General features: G+C 65.1%; 15 protein-coding genes. 6 read left to right on the top strand and 9 right to left on the bottom strand.

Annotation, left to right across the window (positions count from 1 at the left end; translation table 11 throughout):
• The first annotated feature begins 22 nt into the window (after nucleotides 1-22).
• The gene (locus MUN73_RS21740) at nucleotides 23-1630 is read left to right on the top strand and encodes an alkaline phosphatase family protein (RefSeq protein WP_250142612.1); all 1608 of its coding nucleotides are present in this window, start codon (nucleotides 23-25) and stop codon (nucleotides 1628-1630) included.
• A gap of 79 nt (nucleotides 1631-1709) precedes the next feature.
• Here the strand turns inward: MUN73_RS21740 and MUN73_RS21735 are convergent, their stop codons facing one another.
• The 3 genes from MUN73_RS21735 to MUN73_RS21725 all read right to left on the bottom strand — a co-directional run bounded on the left by MUN73_RS21735 (nucleotide 1710) and on the right by MUN73_RS21725 (nucleotide 4979).
• The gene (locus MUN73_RS21735) at nucleotides 1710-2528 is read right to left on the bottom strand and encodes a formyltransferase family protein (RefSeq protein ID WP_250142611.1); all 819 of its coding nucleotides are present in this window, start codon (nucleotides 2526-2528) and stop codon (nucleotides 1710-1712) included.
• The gene (locus MUN73_RS21730) at nucleotides 2525-3592 is read right to left on the bottom strand and encodes a polysaccharide deacetylase family protein (RefSeq protein WP_250142610.1); all 1068 of its coding nucleotides are present in this window, start codon (nucleotides 3590-3592) and stop codon (nucleotides 2525-2527) included. Before MUN73_RS21730 ends, MUN73_RS21735 begins: the two co-directional genes overlap by 4 nt.
• Before the next feature lie 286 nt (nucleotides 3593-3878).
• Nucleotides 3879-4979, bottom strand: a complete 1101-nt coding sequence (locus tag MUN73_RS21725) for a DUF354 domain-containing protein (protein WP_250142609.1) — start codon at nucleotides 4977-4979, stop codon at nucleotides 3879-3881.
• A gap of 146 nt (nucleotides 4980-5125) precedes the next feature.
• Between MUN73_RS21725 and MUN73_RS21720 the strand changes: the two genes are divergently transcribed.
• Nucleotides 5126-6403, top strand: coding sequence for a glycosyltransferase family 61 protein (locus MUN73_RS21720; RefSeq protein WP_250142608.1), 1278 nt, complete (start codon nucleotides 5126-5128; stop codon nucleotides 6401-6403).
• A 96-nt stretch (nucleotides 6404-6499) separates the two neighbouring features.
• Here MUN73_RS21720 and MUN73_RS21715 read toward each other — a convergent pair whose 3' ends face one another.
• Together MUN73_RS21715 and MUN73_RS21710 are read right to left on the bottom strand one after the other, a co-directional pair.
• Nucleotides 6500-8323: a hypothetical protein gene (locus MUN73_RS21715; protein ID WP_250142607.1), complete on the bottom strand. Its 1824-nt coding sequence runs from the start codon at nucleotides 8321-8323 to the stop codon at nucleotides 6500-6502.
• Between the two features lie 176 nt (nucleotides 8324-8499).
• Nucleotides 8500-9480: a hypothetical protein gene (locus MUN73_RS21710; RefSeq protein WP_250142606.1), complete on the bottom strand. Its 981-nt coding sequence runs from the start codon at nucleotides 9478-9480 to the stop codon at nucleotides 8500-8502.
• A gap of 398 nt (nucleotides 9481-9878) precedes the next feature.
• Between MUN73_RS21710 and MUN73_RS21705 the strand changes: the two genes are divergently transcribed.
• From MUN73_RS21705 to MUN73_RS21695, 3 genes are all read left to right on the top strand, one after another.
• Entirely contained in the window at nucleotides 9879-11348 is a 1470-nt protein-coding gene (locus MUN73_RS21705; protein ID WP_250142605.1) for a flippase, read from the top strand.
• Nucleotides 11349-11553: 205 nt separating this feature from the next.
• Nucleotides 11554-12630 (top strand): DUF1616 domain-containing protein, encoded by a 1077-nt coding sequence (locus tag MUN73_RS21700; protein ID WP_250142604.1) that lies wholly within the window; start codon nucleotides 11554-11556, stop codon nucleotides 12628-12630.
• A gap of 338 nt (nucleotides 12631-12968) precedes the next feature.
• Complete coding sequence (locus tag MUN73_RS21695) at nucleotides 12969-14048, top strand: CARDB domain-containing protein (RefSeq protein WP_250142603.1); 1080 nt, start codon at nucleotides 12969-12971, stop codon at nucleotides 14046-14048.
• A 198-nt stretch (nucleotides 14049-14246) separates the two neighbouring features.
• Here MUN73_RS21695 and MUN73_RS21690 read toward each other — a convergent pair whose 3' ends face one another.
• A complete protein-coding gene (locus MUN73_RS21690; RefSeq protein WP_250142602.1) occupies nucleotides 14247-15218 on the bottom strand; it encodes a glycosyltransferase in 972 nt (323 codons plus the stop codon).
• Nucleotides 15219-15590: 372 nt separating this feature from the next.
• Between MUN73_RS21690 and MUN73_RS21685 the strand changes: the two genes are divergently transcribed.
• Complete coding sequence (locus tag MUN73_RS21685; RefSeq protein WP_250142601.1) at nucleotides 15591-17309, top strand: hypothetical protein; 1719 nt, start codon at nucleotides 15591-15593, stop codon at nucleotides 17307-17309.
• A gap of 46 nt (nucleotides 17310-17355) precedes the next feature.
• Here MUN73_RS21685 and MUN73_RS21680 read toward each other — a convergent pair whose 3' ends face one another.
• Genes MUN73_RS21680 through MUN73_RS21670 form a run of 3 tightly spaced genes read right to left on the bottom strand, consistent with a single transcriptional unit; the run spans nucleotide 17356 to nucleotide 20344 of the window.
• Nucleotides 17356-18324, bottom strand: a complete 969-nt coding sequence (locus tag MUN73_RS21680) for an NAD-dependent epimerase/dehydratase family protein (RefSeq protein WP_250142600.1) — start codon at nucleotides 18322-18324, stop codon at nucleotides 17356-17358.
• A gap of 2 nt (nucleotides 18325-18326) precedes the next feature.
• Nucleotides 18327-19247, bottom strand: a complete 921-nt coding sequence (locus MUN73_RS21675; RefSeq protein ID WP_250142599.1) for a DUF362 domain-containing protein — start codon at nucleotides 19245-19247, stop codon at nucleotides 18327-18329.
• Nucleotides 19244-20344 (bottom strand): Gfo/Idh/MocA family protein, encoded by a 1101-nt coding sequence (locus tag MUN73_RS21670; RefSeq protein WP_250142598.1) that lies wholly within the window; start codon nucleotides 20342-20344, stop codon nucleotides 19244-19246. Before MUN73_RS21670 ends, MUN73_RS21675 begins: the two co-directional genes overlap by 4 nt.
• Nucleotides 20345-20373 lie beyond the last annotated feature (29 nt).

Genomic DNA, 20373 nt, shown 5'->3' with positions numbered 1-20373 from the left:
CGACGTGGAGGACCTGTCAGCGATGAGTGATTCCTCCCTCCGGACGTTGCTGGTCGGGATCGACGCCGCCTGCGAGCGGGTGATCGCGCCGCGCTTCGAGGCCGGCGAGCTCCCGACACTCGAATCGATCTACGAGGACGGCACTGGCGGCCCGCTCGAGTCCCAGATCCCCCCGTGGACGGCCTCGGCGTGGCCCTCGCTGTACACGGGGATGAATCCGGGGAAACACGGCGTCTTCAGCTTTCTCACGTTCGAGGGGTACGACTGGGACGTGGTCAACGCGACCGACGTGCGCGAGCGAACGCTGTGGGAACTGCTCGATCGCCACGGGCTCACGAGCGTCGTCGTCAACGTCCCGGTGACGCACCCGCCGCGATCGTTCGACGGCGCGCTGATTCCGGGATACACCGCCCCCGAGGATCCCGAGTGCCATCCCGCCGGCCTGCTCGAGGACGTCCGGGACGCGATCGGAGAGTACCGCGTCTACCCCGACGAGGACGAGGATCTCGGGACGGCGTACATCGATTGCGTGCGGACGCGCGGCGAGGCGTTTCGCTACCTCGCCGATCGGTTCGATCCCGAGTTCGGGTTCGTCGAGTTCCAGGCGACCGACTCGATCTTCCACGAGGACCCAGGCAACGACGCGGCGATCGATTCGATCTACCGCGAGGTCGACCGCCAGCTCGCCGAGACGCTCGAGACGTGTGATCCGGACACGGTGATCGTCGCCAGCGACCACGGGATGGGACCGTACGACGGCTACGAGTTCCGCGCGAACCAGTTCCTCCGGGAGCGCGGGGACGTCGAGACCGTCGACGGCGGCGAGGGAATGCCCACCTGGGCGACGATCCGCGACGGCAACCTGAAACGCGGGGAGGACGCCACCGATCGGGATCCCGGGATCGCCGAACGCGCGATGGCGACTGCCGCCCGCGTCGGGCTGACGAGCCAGCGGGTCGGGGCCGTCCTCGAACGGCTCGGAATCGACGACGTCGTCGCGAGACACGTCCCGGCGGGACTGGTCAACGCGGGCGCGACGCAGGTCGACTTTCCCGCCTCGCGGGCGTACGTGCGATCGCGGATCGAGCTCGGAGTCCGCATCAACCTCGCAGGGCGCGACCCCGAGGGCGTCGTCCCGCCCGAGGAGTACGAGGCCGTCCGCGACCGGCTGATCGATGACTTGCGGCGCGTCAGGACACCCGACGGCGATCCCGTCTTCGAGACGGTCACCCGTCGCGAGGAGTACTTCGACGGCCCGGAGAGCGATCGAGCCGTCGACGTCGTCACGGTTCCCGCCGACTTCGATCACTTCCTCTCGGCGACCCTTCGCGACGAGCAGTTCGGGCCGCCGACGGAGCCCTGGAACCACAAGCGCGACGGGACGATCGCGCTCCAGGGCGAGGCGATCGACGCCGACAGCGGCATCGGGAACGCCCACCTCTTCGACGTCGCACCGACCGTGCTGTCGACGCTCGACGTCCCGGTCGACGAGCGGATGGACGGCACGCCGCTCCCTGCCGTCGACTCGCCCGGTTCGAGAGAGTACCCCCGGTTCGACGGCCGCGAGGCGATCGAGACGGCGGACGAAGACGTGGAGAAACGGCTCGCCGATCTCGGCTACCTCGAGTAATTGGGCGACGGACAGCACGTCGAGCGATCGGGCAAGGACAGTTCGTCGAGCGATCGATCGTCGTGCCGGGCTCGGGCGATCAGTCCTCGATCGCGTTCGCCACTTTTCCTCGCGCGTTCTCGAGTTCGATCCGGACGGTATCCACCGCCCCGGGACAGGTGTACAGCGGCCCGAGGTCGTCGGGGGTCCTCGCCTCGAACGTCGGCTCCGTGAGCCGCGTACACGCGGTCGCCAGCATGTCGGTCGAGTGCTCGAACAACGTTCGTTCGACCGCCTGCCACGTTCGACAGTCCGCCACGTCGATCGTCTTCTCGACGACGATCTCGCCGCCGTCGAGCGTCGGCGTCAGGCGCTGGAGCGTGATCCCGGCCGTGGATTCGTCGTTCGCGAACTCCCAGACACCGGGCGGACGGCCCCGGTACTCCCGGACGTTCCCGTGGTGATAACTGAGCACCCCGTGAGTCGGCGCGGCCAGGACGTCGCCCTGGAGGATGCCGAAGCCGCGACGGAACAGGAGATCGATCCCCGCCGACTCGATCCGATCGATCGTCGAGGCGGGGAGCCGCTGGCCGATCCCGTCGGCGGGTTCGGTCCGGGTCCGAATTCGCTCGGCGCCGTCGAGCCACGAGAGGTCGTCGATCGGGACTTTCTCGAGGTACGGTGGCGTGTTCACGAGCCGGTGCCAGGCGAGGACTGGCGTCCACGCGCCGTACTCCAGGACGGACGTCGCGTACCGCTCCCAGCGGTTAGACGAGGCCGACTCCGACTCGACGGGCAGAATCACCTGTTCGACCGAAATATCGGCGGTCCGGACCGCCTCTTCGACGGCGGCGGCGGCCCACCGTTCCATCGCTGGCTCGGCGAGCAAGACGCCGAGCTGGAGGTCGTCAGTGCTCATCGTCCGGACTCGATCGGATCGCTGAGCGTCGCCGGATCGGGCTGGCGAGGCTGCTCTGCGTGTGGCGTCGGCCGGGAGTGCTCGTCAGTCCAGTCCCCGCGTCCCGAGGCGGACCGGCGGCGAGACATGGCATCCTCGTGCAGTTCACGCATCGTCAGGGTCCGAATCGCACCCGCGTCGCGTCGCTCGGCGAGGTGTCGAACGAACGACTCGATCTGTGGCCACTGTTGCTCGTTCGCGAAGTCGTACAGGTGACACCAGTAGTGGACGAACGAATCGTCGTCGGCCGCGGCCGCGAGACCGCGTCGGAGTTTCCGCTCGTGTAATCGCCGCCGCACCCGCACCGGTAGCGATCGGTAGACCGGATGTGGCGAATACGTCCCGGTCTGGAGGAATGGGACGGCGAGCGTGGTGTACTCCGGACTGTACGTTTCGAGCACGCCGTCGTTGCGTTCCGGTTCGATCGCAGGGTACGATTCGAGGAGAATTTCGTGCAGTTTCTGGACACGCGTCGACGGGCGATGCTGACCCTCAGCGTCGTAGTGCGGGACCCGTTTTACACGAATACCGGCGTCGGTGAGCGCGTCTGTGGGCGGCGTGCTGTGGCGAGGCGGAACGATCGACGTGCTCTCGGGAAGGCCGTGGGCGTCGTGGACGCGCTGTGCGCGATCGAGTTCCCACCGGACGGTTCGTGGCTCGACCCGGTTACACTCCACGTGCGAGTAGGTGTGGGTACAGATTTCGTGATCGACGTCCCGGGAGCGGATGTCGTCGATCAGGTCCGGGGCGTAAAATTCGGGATCGGCAGAGACCGACGTTCCAGGGTCGGCGTCCCACCAGTCGTCGTCGTGTGGGCCGCCGTGCTCGCCGTCGCAGTCCTGGTGAAACAGGTGGCCGACCACGTCGAAGGTGATCGGCACGTCGTACTCGTCACATCGATCGAGCAGGCGCGACAGGTAGCGTGTCTCCGCGGTCCGATCGTCGCTGAGTTTGTCCATCTTGTCGAACCGAACGAGTCCCCACCCGAGTTCGAGTTCGATGCTGATCGTTGCAGTTCCGACCATGGAACGTGGTCCGTGAATCGATCCGATAAGTATGGACGACATATACGATATCCCGAAATTCAGTAAATACGGTGCTATCGACGACGATGACAGTCAGTCAGAAATTACCGAGTGCGAGGACGCGACGCGACAGAAGCACCGACCAGACGGTCGCGATCGGGGAGGGCGGCGGGTTCGAGATCCGAACATCGTTCCCTGAAAAGTGACAGCAGTGACCGTAGGAACCGGTTAGCGTACGGGTCGGCGATCGACGACTGAGCGGTTCGACGGCATTCGGCGGCGATCGTCAGGTCATCGCCGATCGCGCCCGCAACGATCGCCGCGTCGAGGATTCGAGTCGATCGATCGCGCCGCGGGATTCGGCGACGTCGACGAGCACGTCGGTCAGGTTCACGAGGTCGCCGACGTAGTCCCGCCGTCGCTTTCGCCAGCGTCGTTCGGCGTCGGCGTCGGCGAGGATCGCGAGCGATCGGTCGCGGATCCGGTCGTAGGCGTCGAATTGTTCGGCGAGGCCGGCGCGTTCGAGTTCCCGGAACTCGCCGTACTCGTGGTCGTCGGTCCCGCGGTAGCGGAACGCGGGGGTGCCGAGCAGGGCGGCCTCGGTGACCATCGTCCCGGTGTCGGAGACCACGAGGGCGGCCTCGGCCATCGCGTCGTGGATCAGCGCCGGGTGGAGATCGTAGGGACGCGCCGGGAGGTCGTCGAACGCCATCTCGTCGCCCTCGTCGGAGACGAAGACGGTCGCCCGATCGGCGAGTCGATCGATCAGGTCCCGGCGCTGGTCGGGGGAGAACCCCTCCAGGTCGGTGTCGTGCAGGGCGTCGAGCGCGTTGAACCGGACGAGGGCGTACTGCTCGTCCGGACCGACGCCGAGCGCCTCGCGGACGGTGCCGTCCGGTTCGAAGACCTCGGGGTGGAGATACGCACACTCCTTGAAGCCGTCGAACGTGTAGTGGGCGTCGCCGAGGTCCCGGCGGGTGACCGCAGGGGAGAGGATACAGTCGGCGAAGGGACGGGAGACGGTGTGGTTGAAATCCGCCGGTTCGTCGTCGAGAACGAGCACAATCGGGGTGCGCGAGAGGGTTCCGGCGGCCGCCGCGTACGGGCCGCGCCCGAAGACGACGTCCGGTCCGAATCGGAGCGTCTCGGTCGCGATCGATCCCAGCTGACCCCCCAGTTCCCGCGCGAAGCCGAGCGTCGAGTAGCCGGCCGTCTCGTGGGTCCCGTACACCCGGTAGGGGAGTCCGAAGTACTCGAGTAAGTCCGTCGTACAGGCGTACTCCCGGGTCAGGACGAGCACGTCGTGGCCGGCGTCCTGGAGTCGATCGACAGCGTTGCGATACAGATGAACGTGAGCGGGCGTGTTGGCGAAAACGAGAATCCGCATCGAGCGGGAATACGCACCGTCGTTCCATTGTAATACTACACGTACAGTGATACGGAAACCCGATATTTTGAGGGTAGAGATGCACTCGACAGAAATTTCAGAAAAAGAGACGGATAACAAACCGCCCGAAGTCGGTTTGACGGTATATGAGCGGAGTCTCGAAACTCGCCTCGGCCGTGGATCTCGATGCTCTTCTATCGAACGCCAGCGGGACGCTCGGAACCAAGCTCTCGCGCGTCTTTCACCCCCAGACGTACGCGCGGTACTTCCACCCGGCGAGCTACGCGTTCGTCGACTACTGCGCTCCGCTCATCCTCGATCGGGACGACCTGGAACGTCGGTTCCGCGAGAACGGCTCGATCGAGTACTACGACCGGGACCGAATCGTCGAGATCGAACCGCCGGAGGGAGACCAGCACGGGACGGAAGTAGAAGCCCGGATCGGAACTGCGACGCTCCCGCAGCCGTTCGTCGGGACGCTCCGGGACGTCCGACTCGTCGGGGAGTATCCCGTCCCGCTCGATCGACGCTACCGGCTGGTGCTCGAGGCAGTCGTCAGCCCCGAGGTGCTGTCGTTGAACATGGCGAATTCCGCCCGAAGCGCCCTCTCCCCGTCCCGGCCACGGACGGGTGGTTCCGGGAGGGCCGACGCGGATACCGGATCGATCGATCGTGCGGTGCTCCTCTACAACCAGTGGAACCGCGGCTACTACCACTGGACGGTCGAGACGCTCACCCGACTCGAAGGGGTCGAAGCCTATCGCGAGCGCACCGGCGAGACGCCGAAACTGATCGTGGGGCCGAACCCGACGCCGTTCCAGCGCGAGTCCCTCGAGTTGCTCGGGTACGAGGACGCGGACCTGATCGAGTGGGATCGCCACCACGGACGCGTCGACGAACTGGTCGTCCCGTCGGTCAGACGCGAACTGAATCGGGCCGACATCTCCCCGGTCGCACACCAGTGGCTCCACGATCGGATGTGCGAGGCGGCCGCGGCTGAGGGATTCGAGACGGACGACGACGACCCGGAACTCGTCTACATCTCCCGGGAGGACGCCGACTATCGACGGGTCGTCAACGAAGACGAAGTCCTCGACGTCCTCGAGCCCTACGGGTTCGAAAAGTACGTGCTGAGCGATCGATCGATGGCGGAGGACGTCGCCCTGTTCTCCCGGGCGGACGTGATCGTCGCGCCACACGGGGCCGGGCTGACGAACGTCCTCTACGCCAGCGACGCGAGCGTCATCGAACTCTTCCGGTCGGACTACGTCCAGCCCGTGTACTTCGTGCTCGCGAAACAGCGCGGGCTCCGGTATCGATATCAGCTGTGCGAGTACCAGGGGACGGACATCGTCGCCGACGTTGACGCGCTCGAGGCGGCCGTCAGGGCGGAACTCGAAGCCACCGACGTGATCGCCGGCTGAGCCGGCGGAAGGACGGATGTCCGGTATCGATCGACGATCGATCGCGTCTCGCCGACGACCCGGCACCCGATACCGACGCCCTGGCGTGCGTGGCGATTACTTCTCGCGGGCGTCGTACTCGACGTCGACCGAGGCGTTCCCGGCGAGTCGGAACTCGTCGATGTCGCCGTCGAACCAGTAGGCGTCGAGGTAGTCGGCGACGACCCCGCGGACGGTCGTTCCATCGATCTCGTCCCCGTCGTCGATCGAGGCGTCCCGATAGTTCGATTTCACGACGTCGCCGTCGATCGTGAACGAGTAGCTCGTCGCCCCGTCGGTGTCGGAGCCGTCGATCACGATCGCGTGCGGCGGCAGTTCTCGATCCGCGTCGTAGTCGTCGGGGTCGATCCGCTCCTGGTCGAGGTACACCTGCGTCCCGCCTTCCGTGAACGTAACGTCGACGAGGTCACCCGAGAAGCGAAGTCGGTGGACGCCGCGCTCGATCGTACCCGTGGCGGCCGCGTCGGACGTCAGTTCGATCTCGTCGCTCGATTCCTCGTCGAGCGTATCGATGGTGCCGTCGACCGTCACCTCGTAGGCCGATTCGGTGCCGTTGCCCACGATCGTGAGGACGTGGGGCAGGTCGTCGCCGTACTCGGACGGATCGACCCGCTCGCCGTTCACGAGGACCCGCGCCGATCCGTCGACCGTCAACTCCTCGACCTCGCCGCTGAAGCGGAACGCATCGCGCCAACCGGCGACCGCGCCGGAGACCCGGCCGCTCTCGATGACGTCCTCGCCGTCGATCGACGCGCCGCTGTGCGTGGACTTCTCGACGTCGCCGGTGACGCTGAACTCGTACGTCGTCGACCCCACCGTGCCGACGCCGTCGATCAGGACGGTATTGTCGAGGTCGTCCTCGTCGGCGTCGTCGGAGTCCGGGGATGAGATACCCGCTCGGCCGCCCGACCCGCTGGTGCCGCTCGCGGCCTCCGCCGCCGATAGCGGAACGCCTTCGACCTCTTCGGGGGAATCTCGGGGGTTCGAACTGGGTCGCTCGCCGGACAACTGTCCGGGATGCTCGCCGCCGACCGTCTGCCCGACGTTCGCGCTACACCCCTCGAGTTTGACGTCGCCGTTCTCGGTGTACTGCGACCACGACGTGCTGCCGTTCCCCCAGCCGATGTGATCGCCGTACCCCTGGGCATCGCAGTCGATGTACTCGATTCCCCGCGAGAAGTAGTCGTAGAACAATCGCGGGCCGCCCGTATTGTACGAGTCAGTGATCACGGAGACGCAGTTCTTGCAGTACGACCCCTCCGTCGAGATACGGAAGTTGAACCCGCCGTTACGGGCGAAACAGTCCTCGATCCGGACGGTCCCGTACTCGGAGTAGTCGAAGTACGGGTGGCCGGGATCGGAACCGTAGAACGCGTTGTCCCGGAACTCGTTGACGTGAACGTTCTTGATCAGGAGATCACCCGCGTGGTCCGCGTGAACGTAGATCCCGGTGACCTGGTGAGTGTTCCACTGGAACGAATCGTTGGCCCCGTCGCCGAGGTAAACGTTCTCGATCACCGACTCGCCGTTCGGATCCGTGTCACGGACGTGAAACGGCGTGTCATCGCCGTTGTCGAACTCGCCTTTGACGCCGACGTTACGGATCGTCCAGTCGGTTCCGTAGGCCCGGATCTGGTAGCCGGAGTTGGGAGCCGTGATGTCGATCAGGACGTTCTCGAGGACGTCGCCGTCGCCCACCTGGATCGTGTGGACCTGTCCGGATGGGACGGTGATCGTCTCGTACTCTGCGGCCGTTCCTGTCCCGGCAAAGCCAGCAAACGCTCCGATCGATCCGAGTGCCGCCCCCGTTCCCGTCAGATATGTTCGGCGGTCGATCGAACGTTCCCGAAGCCTATCGGATAACCGGTCAGTATCTTCCATCGGCTATTCCAGAGAAACGGAGTACCGTTATGGATTGACCTTCACGGGTTCCTTTTTTAATACCCAGTCGGGATACTCGACCGCTATATCGGCAGTAGAAGCCTTCATACATCCCTAAACGATCGTTCTCGAATCGAATACGATCGAGAAATCGAGACTGTCTCGAAGGCCGTCAGTTACTCGATGCGATCGACACCGCTAGCCGCCGCCTCGGCCGACAGCGGAACACCGTCGACGTCTTCAGGCGAGTCGCGCGGGTCCGAACCGGGTTTCTCACCGGTCCACTGCTCGGGGTGTTCGCCGCCGACAAGTTGCCCGACGTTGGCGTTACACCCCTCGAGGGCGACCTCACTGTCTTCGGTGTACTCGGGCCAGGACGTACTCCCGTTACCCCAGCCGATGTAGTCGCTGGAGCCGGCGGCGTCGCAATCTCGGAACTCGACGCCGCGCGAGAAGTAGTCGTAGAACAGTCGCGGCTCACCGGTGTTGTACGGCTCCGTAATTACGGAGACGCAGTTGTCACAGTAGGACCCCTCCGTCGAGATGCGGAAGTTGAACCCGCCGTTGCGGGCGAACGAGTTCTCGATCCGGACGGTCCCGTACTCGGAATAGTCGAAGTGCGGGTGACCGGGATCGGAGCCGTAAATCGCGTTATCCCGGAATTCGTTGACGTGGACGTTGTCGATCAGGAGGTCGCCAGCGTGGTCCGCGTGGGCGTAGATACCCGTCACCTGATGGACGTTTCGCTGGTGGTCGTCGGTAGCGCCGTCGCCGAGGTAGACGTTCTCGATCACCGACTCGCCGTCCGGGCTGGTGTCCCGGACGTGGAACGGCGTGTGTTCACCGTTGTCGAACTCGCCACGGATACCGAGGTTGCGGATCGCCCAGCCGGTTCCGTTGGCGCTGATATTGTAGCCCGTATTCGGGGCCGACAGGTCGATGAGAACGTTTTCGAGGACGTCGCCGTCACCGAGACTGATCTGATGAACCTCTCCCGAGGGGACGGTAATCGTCTCGTACTCGTCGGCCGATCCGGTTCCGCTAAAGACGTTGAGCAGACCCAGTGAACCGACTGCTGCTGCCGATCCGGAAACGAACGTCCGCCGCGTGAGTCGGTTATCGTCTCGCGTCTCGGACTGCGACTGAGTATCTTTCATCGACCGACCAGAGAAACGGGCTACCGTTAGCGACTGGCCTTCACGAGTTCTTTTTTCAAAACCACTCAGGAAACGTACAGTATGTCTGCAGTTACTGGCCGAACGGTCGGTGATTCTCGGCTATAAGTTGTTTCGTGGAGACTGTATTTCGAAACGCACAGAACGGATTCAGCGGGACCGGCCGGGAGAACTGGCCCGAACTGACGCCCCAGGGTCGTCGTCCGCCCCTCGATCGGTCCACTCACCGGCCGGAATCACCTGCTTAACAAAGACGCGTTCGATAGCAGGCGGGAGTAGACTGTGACGCTCCATCGCCAGCCGACCTGCCGTCGATTCGTTCTTCCGGTGCGGGTGGGTACTTCGTTCACGAACCGATCGAGTCTACATGTAGCCCACGGATGACGGATTCCGACCAACTGGTCCGGGGGATCAAAGCCACGTTCGTGTCTCGGACGGTCAATCTGGTCGCGAACGGACTCCTGATCGTTCTGCTCAGTCGATTCCTTCTCGGGCCGAGTGGGTACGGTATCCTGTTTCTCACGCTCTCGATCCTCGCCGTCTCACAGCTCCTCGCCGATCTGGGCATCGCTCGCTCGGCTGCACGGTACGTCTCCGAGTTCAAAGAAACGGATCCCAGGCAAGTACCACACATCCTGACGTCCTCGCTACGGTACCGGTTGCTACTCATCGGCCTGGTCGCAGTGACTCTCGTCGCGAGCCGTGAGTTCGTTGCCGCGATTCTCGACGAACCGGAACTCGCCACGTTGCTGGTCGTCGGAACCGGATATCTCGCGGTCCAGTCGATTAACAACTTCAACATCACGGTCTTCCAGGGATTCAACGCAGTCCAGTACAGCGCCGTCGTGTCGATCGTCGACCACGTCGGCAGAATCGCGTTCATTCTCCTCTTCGTCTCCCTCGGCTGGGGCGTTCTCGGGGCCCTCACCGGATACGTCGTGAGCGGCGCGATCGCGGCCACATTCGGGCTGATTTTTCTCTACCTCCGATTCTACCGATCGTTCGACGCGGCCGAAACGATTCAGGACGGCCTCCAGCGTCGGATACTCGAGTACAGCGTGCCACTGACAGCGTCTCGGAGCGCAAACATCATCGATCGCCGGGTCGACATCATTCTCATCGGGTTCTTTCTCAATCCGGTGGCCGTGGGATTCTACACGCTTGCAAAGCAGATTTCAGATTTCGTCATCGCACCCGCGGATTCCGTGGGATTCGCACTCTCTCCCAGTTACGGTGAGGACAAGGCCAACGATCGGCTGGTACGTGCCGCACGGATCTACGAATCCTCGCTACAGTACGTGTTGTTACTGTACGTCCCGGCCGTGGTCGGACTGATACTGGTCGCCGATCCGACCGTCCGGTTCATTTTCGGTTCGGATTACGCCGAGGCCGTTCCGGTCTTGCAAGTGCTCAGCCTCTTCGTGTTGTGCAAGGCAATCAACAGCGTTACACAGCAGGCGATCGACTATCTCGGCCGGGCGCGATTTCGGGCCGTTGCGAAAGCGGTCACGTCGGCCGGAAACCTCCTCCTCAACATCGTTCTCATCCCGACGATCGGCGTCGTCGGCGCGGCCGTCGCGACCGTGTTCACGTTCGGCCTGTACACGATGACGAACGTCTACATCATGCACGTCGAACTGCCGCTACAGTACGATCGGCTCGTCAAGATCGGTGCCGGCGCGACCGTCATCTCGGTCGTGATGGGCGGAATCGTCGTGGCGGCGTCGGCGCACATCACGGGACTGGTATCGCTGGCGGCTGTCGTCGGCCTCGGCGTCGCCGTATGGGGTACCCTCGCGACGGTCAGTGGCCTTCTCGACGTTCGAGAGACGCTCTCACTGCTGAGCTGACGGCCCACTGCTGGTCGCCGATCGACGGTTTCAGCGATGCAACTCGCGCCGTCGAGTCGCCAGCCGCCGGTCAGCACTGACGTCGGGAGAGACGGAGTCGATCCGTCGCTCACGGTTCCCGTTCACCGGCCATTGGGCGCTCCAGCGGTTACCCGACGACTAACAATAGCTGGCTCGGTCGAGGAATCGATAGTTCCCACGCTCTATGAAAGACGTCTTGACCAAACCGTTCGCAGCCCTGCAGCGACGCGGCCGACAGCTTCTGGGCGGTGTCCCGGGTGACCTGCTGGTCGTCGCGGGGTTCGTCCTCGTCGCAATGGTCGTGCTGGGAGTCGGGAGCGTCTCGTCCTCGCTCGTGCGGGCAGCGATCGCCGGGCCACTGCTGTTTTTCGTCCCGGGGTACGTCCTCGTCTCGCTGTGTTTCCCGCGATCGACGCCCGTCACGGCGACGGCTACCGATCGGCCGACGCTGTTCGTACAGACCCGGTCGATCGACGACGCCGGGCGCGTCGCCCTGTCGTTCGGGACGAGTTTTGCTCTCCTGCCCCTGCTGGGACTGGTAGTCGCGTCCACGCCGTGGGGGGTGACCGACGGAACCGTCCTCGGAGTGATCGGCGGCCTCGCGCTGGTCGGCACCTGTCTCGCGATCGGCCGCCGGTTGGCCGTGCCATCCGTCGATCGATACCACGTGGGGTTCGCTCGTCGATTCGACGCCGCTCGCGCGGCGATATTCGAGACCCGATCGCCGGTCCACACCGCCATCAACGTCGCGATCGTGCTCAGCATGATCCTCGCGGTAACGACTGTGGGCTACGCACTGGTTGCTCCCCAGCAGGGCGAGGAGTACACGAACCTGCAACTGCTCACGGAGGACGAGTCGGGCGAACTCGTCGCTGGCGGGTATCCCGACGAGATCAGCCCCGGTGAGTCGATCCCGCTCGTCATCGCGGTCGAGAACCAGGAACAGGAGGAGATGAACTACACCGTCGTCGTCCAGGAACAGCGCATCGAGGACGGCGACGTCGTCGAACGCACGGAGTTACGCCGGATCGACTACGTCCTCACTGACGGTGGGACCGGGTACGGCGAGCGGGAGATCACCCCGGTCGCGGAGAACGGAACAGTCCGAATCTCGGTGCAGGTCTACCAGGACGACGTCCCCGAGACGCCGACGCAGGAGGACGCCTATCGTCACACGTACTTCTGGACGGCGGTGACAGATGGGAGCGACGGAGCTACCGACGACGGAGCAGACGATACCGACGACGGAGCGGACGAATGAACGCGATCCCTCGAAGCGACCGCCGACCAACAGTTGCGACACACGGGAGCGTCGTGATCGATCGGGGAGACCGCAGAGCGACCGGGACACCCGATGGACGGAGTAACACGTGGTCGAAGCAGCATCGATCGATGCCGTACCGATACCCTACGGACGCGTGATCGAGACACGACCCGCAGACCCGGCTGGAACCGCCGACGGAACTCTGATCGTACACTGACCGTTCGACCCGATTGTCGTTTTGGGAAAGCGAACTACCAGCTGTAGGTACATATCCCCGTTCGGAAACTGTGATATAACAAATTGCGAACTCGGCAATGACAGTGCTGAGGCGAATAATGACACAGCGAATCATCACGGCCATCACTACGCTCGCCGTCGTCGCCGCGCTCGTGGTCAGTGCGACGGTTGGCGCCGGAAGCGTTACGGCGAATACCGCACCCCCGATCGACGACGAGTACGCGGTCGTGCAAGGAGACGAGTGTATCCCGATCGAACCGCTCGGGTTCGGCCACCAGACGACCGAGGAGTACTACGACTATCGAACGCCGGAGAACGTGACGGAGACGATACGTAGCGGGACGACGTACAGTTCCCACGGAACGACACAATTCCAGGAGGACGATACGAGTATCCTCTTCCTGCACGAGAGCGCCGACGGGCTCAGTCTCGTGATGGTTCACGATCAGTACGATGGTAGTTCCGATGGTGGTGCGGCGACGTTCCAGATCAGCAACCTCCCCGAAGAAGGCGAGTGGGTCGTCGAGGACGACAACTACAGTGACGGCGAAACCGAGTGGGACCACCGCGAGACGTCGAGTCGGATCTCCTGGGCGTGGTCCGCGAACCGGACCGACGGCGCCGCGTTCAACGGCGGCCTGGACGACGAGTTCGACATCGAGATCTACCCTTCGTTCAACGAACAGGCCACCCTGTCCGGCGTCTACGACGGCGAGGTGAGCGACTGGGAAGTGATCTCCGGCCCCGAACACGATACCGAACGCCACTCGCTGAACATGGACCGGCCGATCAGGATCACGTCCGAGAGCTGTAGTTCGTACACGGTCACGGATCTCGACTACGACGACACGGTCGCGCCCGGCGAGACGACCGAGGTCGAGGCGACCATACAGAACGAGGGGTCCAGCAACGAGACGTACCCCGTTCGGTTCACGCTCGACGGCGAAACCGTCGCCGAGAAAGAAATCTCGCTGGAGGCAGGTGAATCGACCACGGTGTCGACGTCACTCGAACTCGACGAGCGCGGTACCTATACGATCGGCGTCGTCGACGAGTCTGCCGAGATAACAGTGGGAGACGAGGGCGGAGGCGACGACGACGAACTCCCCGGCTTCGGTGTCACGGCAGCTGCACTCGCCGCGATACTCGCGGCGCTCGTCGCACGATACCGATCGTAGCCGATCGGAGTCGATCGCGTCCCGGACCGACGAACGCATCAGGCTCGTTTTTTCAGCAGTTCGTGACCCGGCGAGAGAAAGAGCGGAGCGAGACGAGTACTGACGAGCTATCGACAGCAACGTGGCGGACGACACAGAACGTCGACGAAGCGTGTCGGTACTACGGGTGACCGTTCAGGTGGTTCGAGCGTGTCGGTACTACGGGTGACTTGTCAACCGATTCGATCGATCCCGTTCGGCCGACGGCTGCCCGGCACAGACGTCCCGGTAGACCTCGTGGATCCGGGCTGCCATCCGGTCCGTGCTGATTCTATCGGCCAGTTCACGGCCGTTCGATCGCGTTCCCCGGTCGAGAACGGTGGCGAGCGCGCGCCGGAGTTCGGCGTCGGTACGACAGACTTCCGAGGGTGAGACGCCGTCGAGACGCTCACGGACGTCGCCGACGTCGACGGAGACGACCGGGAGGTTACACGCCATCGCCTCCTTGACGACGTTCGGCGATCCCTCGCGATCGGACGTGAGCAGGAGACAGTCCGCGGCGTTCATGTAGCGTGGCATCCGCTCGTGTGGGACGTCACGGGCCGTCTGGAGACGGACTGGGTTCGAGACGTCGTCGCGAACCGCCTCGACGATCCGTTCCGCCCGGGGATAGTTTTTCACCTCACGTTCGGCCTTGTACGGGAAGAGCACGTGTTTCGCGTCCGGGTCCCAGCCGAGGCGATCGATCGCCTCGGACTGGGGCATCGGTTCGAACAGGTCCACGTCGATCCCGTGCGGGATGACGTGACTGTCCTGCCCCAGTTCACGCTTCATTCTCTCGGACATGACGATCGTTGCGTCACAGCGTTTCGCACACAGTTTGCTTAGCCAGCCGAGTTCACCGTCGAGGTCGGTCCCCCACAGCGACAGCACGACCGGGAGGTTCGGTTGCGCGAGCGCGAACGGTGCCGTCAGCCCGTAGTTCGCGTGCACGAGATCGTACGAACCGAACGATTCCGAAAGCACCGTCGGGTGAAACCGAACGTAATCGAGGACCGATCGACTCGTATCCGCCGTCACCGCACCGGGGACGGAGATCGTCGTACAGTCGATACCGCGCTTCTCGAGCGCTCGTACCTGCGTTCTGAACGGTGGCGAGTTCTCCTTGGCCGTGAGATGCAAAACGTTCATCTGAAAGAGAGTTATTCCCAGGATTCGCGTCTCGGGACTTTGTTATGCATCAACTGGGCGGCGGACGGCCGGGATACCACCGCTGGCGGACCCGTCGACGATCCAGCTGTGGACGAACGGGCGGGACGCTCGACGGCTGGCCAATGCAGGCACGGAGCGTTCCAGCGGCGATCGACCCCGAACCCCGCCGTGGAACCTGGCTCGGTTTCGAAAGCCGAACGAAACCCATAGATCGGTACTACCGCCGTAATCGCCAGCATAACAAGGACGGTCCCGACGGACTGCTCGATAATGTCGCACGCGAGAACAGCGTCGCCGCGGTTGGTCGAGAGTGTCCTCGTCGTCGTCGGATTTCTCTCCGTGACCAGTGCCGTGCTCGTTGCGCATCGGACACCGGCGACGGGGTACGAACTCTCCCCGTACGCGACGGCGCCCCGTGCGTTCTGGGCGTTGCTCGGGTGTTCACTGCTCGTCTCGTTGCTCGTCTCGCTACAGACGTCCGTCGGCTGGCTCCGCCGCATCGCGCTGGGACTCGGCGGCATCGCCCTCGCGGCGTTCGTCGGGCTCCCGGTCATCCGGGGGTACCAGTACTACGGCGCCGGCGACGCGCTCACACACCTCGGCTGGATGCGAGGCATCGAAGCCGGCGCGTTTCACCCGAGCGAACTGTACTACCCGGCCGTCCACACGATCGCGACGCTCGTCGGGGTAACGTTCGGGATCGACCTCGCTCAGGCTGCGCTCATCGTCGTCGTCGCGCTATCCGTCCTCTTCTTCGTGTTCGTCGCGGCGACGACGTCACGGCTCTTCGAGAGTCCCTACAGCTCGATCGTCGGCACGTTCTCCGCGTTTCTCCTCCTCCCGATCACCAACCTGAGTACGTTCGTCGTCATCCACCCGATGACCCAGGGAATCCTGTTCTCGGCCGTCATCACGTACCTCCTGTTTACGTACCTCGAGGACCCCTCACCCGCCGCCGTTCGATCCGCGACGGGGGCCGTACTCGCCCTCACGCTCGTGTCGACCGTCGTGTACCACCCCCAGCTTGCGGCCCACCTGCTCGTCTTTCTCGTCAGCATATGCGTCGTCCAGTACCTCGCCCGACGGTTCCGGCCCGAGCACCCGATCGCATCTCACCGCCGGATGTACGGCCAGACCCTCGTGCTCGTGGCCGCGTTCGCCCTCTGGGCCTCGAAGCACGGACTCGTGGTCGACGTGATCGAGTTCACGTTCTCGAACGTCGTCGACTACTTCGCGGGTGACGGGGACGCGTCCGAAGCCGTCGGTTCCCAGAGTGCGTCGCTGGCCGAGCTGGGAGCGAGCGTCGTCGAACTGTTCGTCAAACTGTTCGGAGCCAGCATGGTGTATCTCGGGCTGACGGGACTGATCGCGCTGCCGACGATGACGCCGTTCGGCGATCGGCTCACCGACGAGACGAGCGGAACGATCCCGTACTTCGTCGTGGGCCTTGCGGGCCTGGGCGTACTCGCCGGGGTCTACTACGTCGGCAACGTCTCACAGATGTACTTCCGCGTGTTCGGGCTGATGATGCTGTTCGGGACGATAGCTGGTGCCGTCGCGATCTCGTACGGGCTGTCCCTCCCGTCCCGGAGACACGCCGCGGGTATCGTCCACGGGATCGCGATCGCCGGGATCGTGGTCCTGTTACTGGCGTCGTTGCTCGCCGTGTTCCCGTCACCATACATCTACAAGAGTTCGCCCCACGTGACCGAGATGTCCATGCACGGTCACGAATCGGCGTTCGAACACGCGGACGAGGACGTCACGTTCGTCGGCATCCGGGCTGGACCCAACCGGTACATGGACGCGTCGAACGGACGACTCCAGCACACCCGTGGACACAAAGGAGCCGTGACCGGCGAGGAAATCGACGAGGGCATCGCGTCACAGTACTCGGCGGACCGGTATCTCACCGTGACACAGAACGATCGCGATCGGGAGGTGGTCGCCTACCAGGAGTTACGCTACTCTCGGGACCAGCTGAACTCGATATCGGGCCAGCCAGGCGTCGACAAGGTACAGTCGAACGGGGAGTTCGAACTGTACTACGTCCACGGTCGGGCCGAGTAGCCGCGCGAAAGACGTCGGCGCGTGACGTACGACCGCAACGACCGCGCTACTGCAGTTCCGATCGGTACCACTCCATCGTCGCCGGCAGGTGCGCCTCGATCGGCCGGTAGGTGTAGCCCAGGTCCTCGTGGGCCTTCCGGGAGGTGTAAAAGAGCCGTCGCGTGGCGAGCCGTGCCATCTCCCGATCGAACGGGAACACGTGTCGATCGCCGACGGCCCGTGCGGCTTCGGCGACCGGACCGGCGGCGTGGATCGCCGTCGCGGGAACCCGAACGCGGGCGGGGGAGCCGCCGGTGTACTCGGCGATTCGCGAGACGGCCCGATCGTAGCTCAAATTCTCACCGCCGAGGATGTAGTGCTCCCCGGACACCCCGTTCGCGGCGGCCGCGAGCAGGCCGTCGACGACGTCGTCGACGCCGACGATGCTGAGGCCCCCCGGAAGGCGCGCGGGCATCGTCGACTCGTACCCCATCGCGATCAACTGGGCCGTGAACGCGTCGTCGCCGGGACCGAATATCGACGTCGGATGGACGGTCACGGCGTCGCCAGTCGCGGCGTACTCGTCGACGAGATCCTCCGCCGCCGCCTTCGCGGACTGGTAGGCCCCGATCGGTTCGGCGACGTCGGTCTCGTCGGCGACCTCACCCTCGGTCTTCGGGCGGCGCGTCCCGGCGGTGCTCGTGAAAACGAGTCGACCAGTGTCACATGCCCCACAGGCCTCGACGACGGCCCGCGTCCCGTCCCGGTTGACGCGCTCGACCGTCTCCGGGCCGGCGCTCCAGAGTCCGACGCCCGCGAGGTGGAAGACGACGTCGGCCCCGTCGACGAGCGATCGAAGCGTACCCTCGTCGAACAGGTCGCCGACGTACCACTCGACGTCTTCGCGTCGCTCCCGGTCGGAGGTGGCCCGGCTGAGGCCCCGGACCGTCCAGCCGTCCGCGAGCAGTCGATCGCAGAGGTGGGTGCCCAGAAAGCCGGTCGCGCCGGTGACGGCCGCGGTCTTCGTTCCCATCATGGTCATCGACCGTCGAGCTGTGGCGGCACACCGTCGCCGCTGACGGCCGCGTAGGTCCGGTAGGCGATCGAGACAGCCGGGTGCGGATCGGTGGGCGGCGGTAACTCGCCGGAGGGACACCGATCGCGGAGCGCCGCCACGTCGACGCCGTCGACACGGATCCCGTCGGGGTCCCCGGCCCCGAGCCCGTACTCGAGCGCCTCGTCGTCGGCGAGCGATCGATCGAGCAGCCTGGCCCCGACGGCGTCGACCGCCGCGGTCGGCCCGGCGAACAGCGTCTCGGCCGCGTACGGCTCACCCGCGTACGCGATCGTCGCGTCGAGCACGGCGAGTTCGGGGTCGACGACGGCCGCGGCCGCGGCCCCGGCGACGCCCCCGTCGATCGAGCAGTCGACGTGGCGGGCGAGCGTTCGCATCCCGCCGGCGATCGGGCCGTCCCGGGTCGGTCGCAGCGCCGGGACCGGGATCACGGACCCCGACGCCAGTCGATCCGGGACCGCGAGGGCGACGGGCTGGTCGCCGAGTCGGACGGTCTCGTCGTTCCTGGGAGCGTCGGCAGGGTCGAACAGCGACGCGTCGAACCGCTCGAGGACGTCGTCGTAGCCGAGGTACTCGCCCGTTCGCTCCGCGGAGACGTACTCGCTCGATCCGGCGACGGCGATGGCGGCGCTCGTCTCGCGTTCGAGATAGGCGACGAGCGCCCCGATCACGGCCGGATCGGTGACCACGCCGGACGACGGGTGGAACGGGTAGTGTGCGTCGGGAACGAGCGTGATCCTGTCGGCGTCGGCCAGCGACGCGGTGCGTGGCTCGAGCAGGCGACGGATCGGCGTCTCGAGGGCCGCCATGCGTGCGTCGACCTCCGGCGTCCAGCCGCGGCCGCGTTCGTGTTCGTCGATCGTGACGCCACGGACGGTGCTCACGGCATCACCTCCGACAGTTCCGTCTCCGTCTCGTCCGTCCTCACGCAGTCGTAGGCCGCCTCCGCCAGTTCGAGCGCCCGTCGTCCGTCCGCGCCGCCGATCGGCGGGCGTTCGTTCGCACGGATCGCGTCACAGAAGTCCGCCAGCGCGTCGTAGTGCGCCTCGAGGTAGAACGTCGGGGCGAAAACGTCCGGCTCCTCGCCGGTGAATCGCTTCGCGACGTTTTCGAGGGCGGCGCGAGCGGCACTCGCATAGAAGTTCTCGGGGAGGAACTGGTCGTTGCTGATCGACCCCGTAATCCCCTCGAGGCGGAGGCGGGTATTCACCTCGGGGAGTTCCTCCCACTGGTAGGAGCCACAGTGGAGGGTGATCATGGTCTCCGTCGCCGGCGATCGCAGGAGGACGGTGGCCGCGTCCTCGACCGGCACGTCGAGCGAGTGGCCCGTCGCCGCGTCGCGGACCTCGAGGTCGCCGAAGATCCACTCAAGGAGGTCGAAGCAGTGAATGCCGAGTTCGAACAGGGACCCGCCGCCCGCGGCGTCGGGGTCGTGGGGCCAGGCGGGCGGGTCGTCCTCGGCGGGCGGCCGACCGAGCGGGCTGTCGTTGAGACGCGTCATCGAGGCGTAGGGAACGTGGCCGACGCGACCCTCCTCGTAGGCCCGCCGGACGCCGCGCATATCGGTCTGGTAGCGGAGGGTATGGTCGACGCCGACAGCGATCCCCCCGCGATCGGCGGCCGCGAGCATCTCGTCCGCCTCCTCGGTCGAGCGAGCGAGCGGCTTCTCGACGAAGACGTCGACGCCGGCGTCGGCGGCGTGGCTGACGGCGTCGGCGTGGAGGAACGGCGGCAACGCCACGATCGCCGCGTCGATCGTCTCGCTCTCGAGGAGATCGACGTAATCGTCGTACGTTCGCGGAACCCCGGCGCGCTCCGCGCGGTCCCGATTTTCCGACAGAGCGTCGGCGGCGGCGACGACCGAGACGTCCGGCATCGCGAGCGCCGATTGCAGGTGGACCATGCCGATGTTCCCGACCCCCAGCACGCCGACGGTGAGCGCGCTGGAGTCGGAACGCCGGTCGAAAAGTCGTGCTCTCATCTGCCCGAGAACGGGGCGTCGGCGGGCTT

Origin of the sequence: Halosolutus amylolyticus, from assembly GCF_023566055.1 — an archaeon.
Classification (GTDB): Archaea; Halobacteriota; Halobacteria; order Halobacteriales; family Natrialbaceae; genus Halosolutus; species Halosolutus amylolyticus.
The sequence above is the reverse complement of the archived record's forward strand: the minus strand, read 5'-3'. Positions and strand labels throughout refer to the sequence as shown.

Bases quoted from the DNA above. Each gene is read 5' to 3' on its own strand.
- MUN73_RS21720 (WP_250142608.1), top strand. From the start codon at position 5,126: ATGAGCGGAGTCTCGAAACTCGCCTCGGCCGTGGATCTCGATGCTCTT.
- MUN73_RS21690 (WP_250142602.1), bottom strand. From the start codon at position 15,218: ATGAACGTTTTGCATCTCACGGCCAAGGAGAACTCGCCACCGTTCAGA.
- MUN73_RS21705 (WP_250142605.1), top strand. From the start codon at position 9,879: ATGACGGATTCCGACCAACTGGTCCGGGGGATCAAAGCCACGTTCGTG.
- MUN73_RS21740 (WP_250142612.1), top strand. From the start codon at position 23: ATGAGTGATTCCTCCCTCCGGACGTTGCTGGTCGGGATCGACGCCGCC.
- MUN73_RS21700 (WP_250142604.1), top strand. From the start codon at position 11,554: ATGAAAGACGTCTTGACCAAACCGTTCGCAGCCCTGCAGCGACGCGGC.
- MUN73_RS21730 (WP_250142610.1), bottom strand. From the start codon at position 3,592: ATGGTCGGAACTGCAACGATCAGCATCGAACTCGAACTCGGGTGGGGA.
- MUN73_RS21725 (WP_250142609.1), bottom strand. From the start codon at position 4,979: ATGCGGATTCTCGTTTTCGCCAACACGCCCGCTCACGTTCATCTGTAT.
- MUN73_RS21680 (WP_250142600.1), bottom strand. From the start codon at position 18,324: ATGATGGGAACGAAGACCGCGGCCGTCACCGGCGCGACCGGCTTTCTG.
- MUN73_RS21710 (WP_250142606.1), bottom strand. From the start codon at position 9,480: ATGAAAGATACTCAGTCGCAGTCCGAGACGCGAGACGATAACCGACTC.
- MUN73_RS21695 (WP_250142603.1), top strand. From the start codon at position 12,969: ATGACACAGCGAATCATCACGGCCATCACTACGCTCGCCGTCGTCGCC.
- MUN73_RS21670 (WP_250142598.1), bottom strand. From the start codon at position 20,344: ATGAGAGCACGACTTTTCGACCGGCGTTCCGACTCCAGCGCGCTCACC.
- MUN73_RS21715 (WP_250142607.1), bottom strand. From the start codon at position 8,323: ATGGAAGATACTGACCGGTTATCCGATAGGCTTCGGGAACGTTCGATC.
- MUN73_RS21735 (WP_250142611.1), bottom strand. From the start codon at position 2,528: ATGAGCACTGACGACCTCCAGCTCGGCGTCTTGCTCGCCGAGCCAGCG.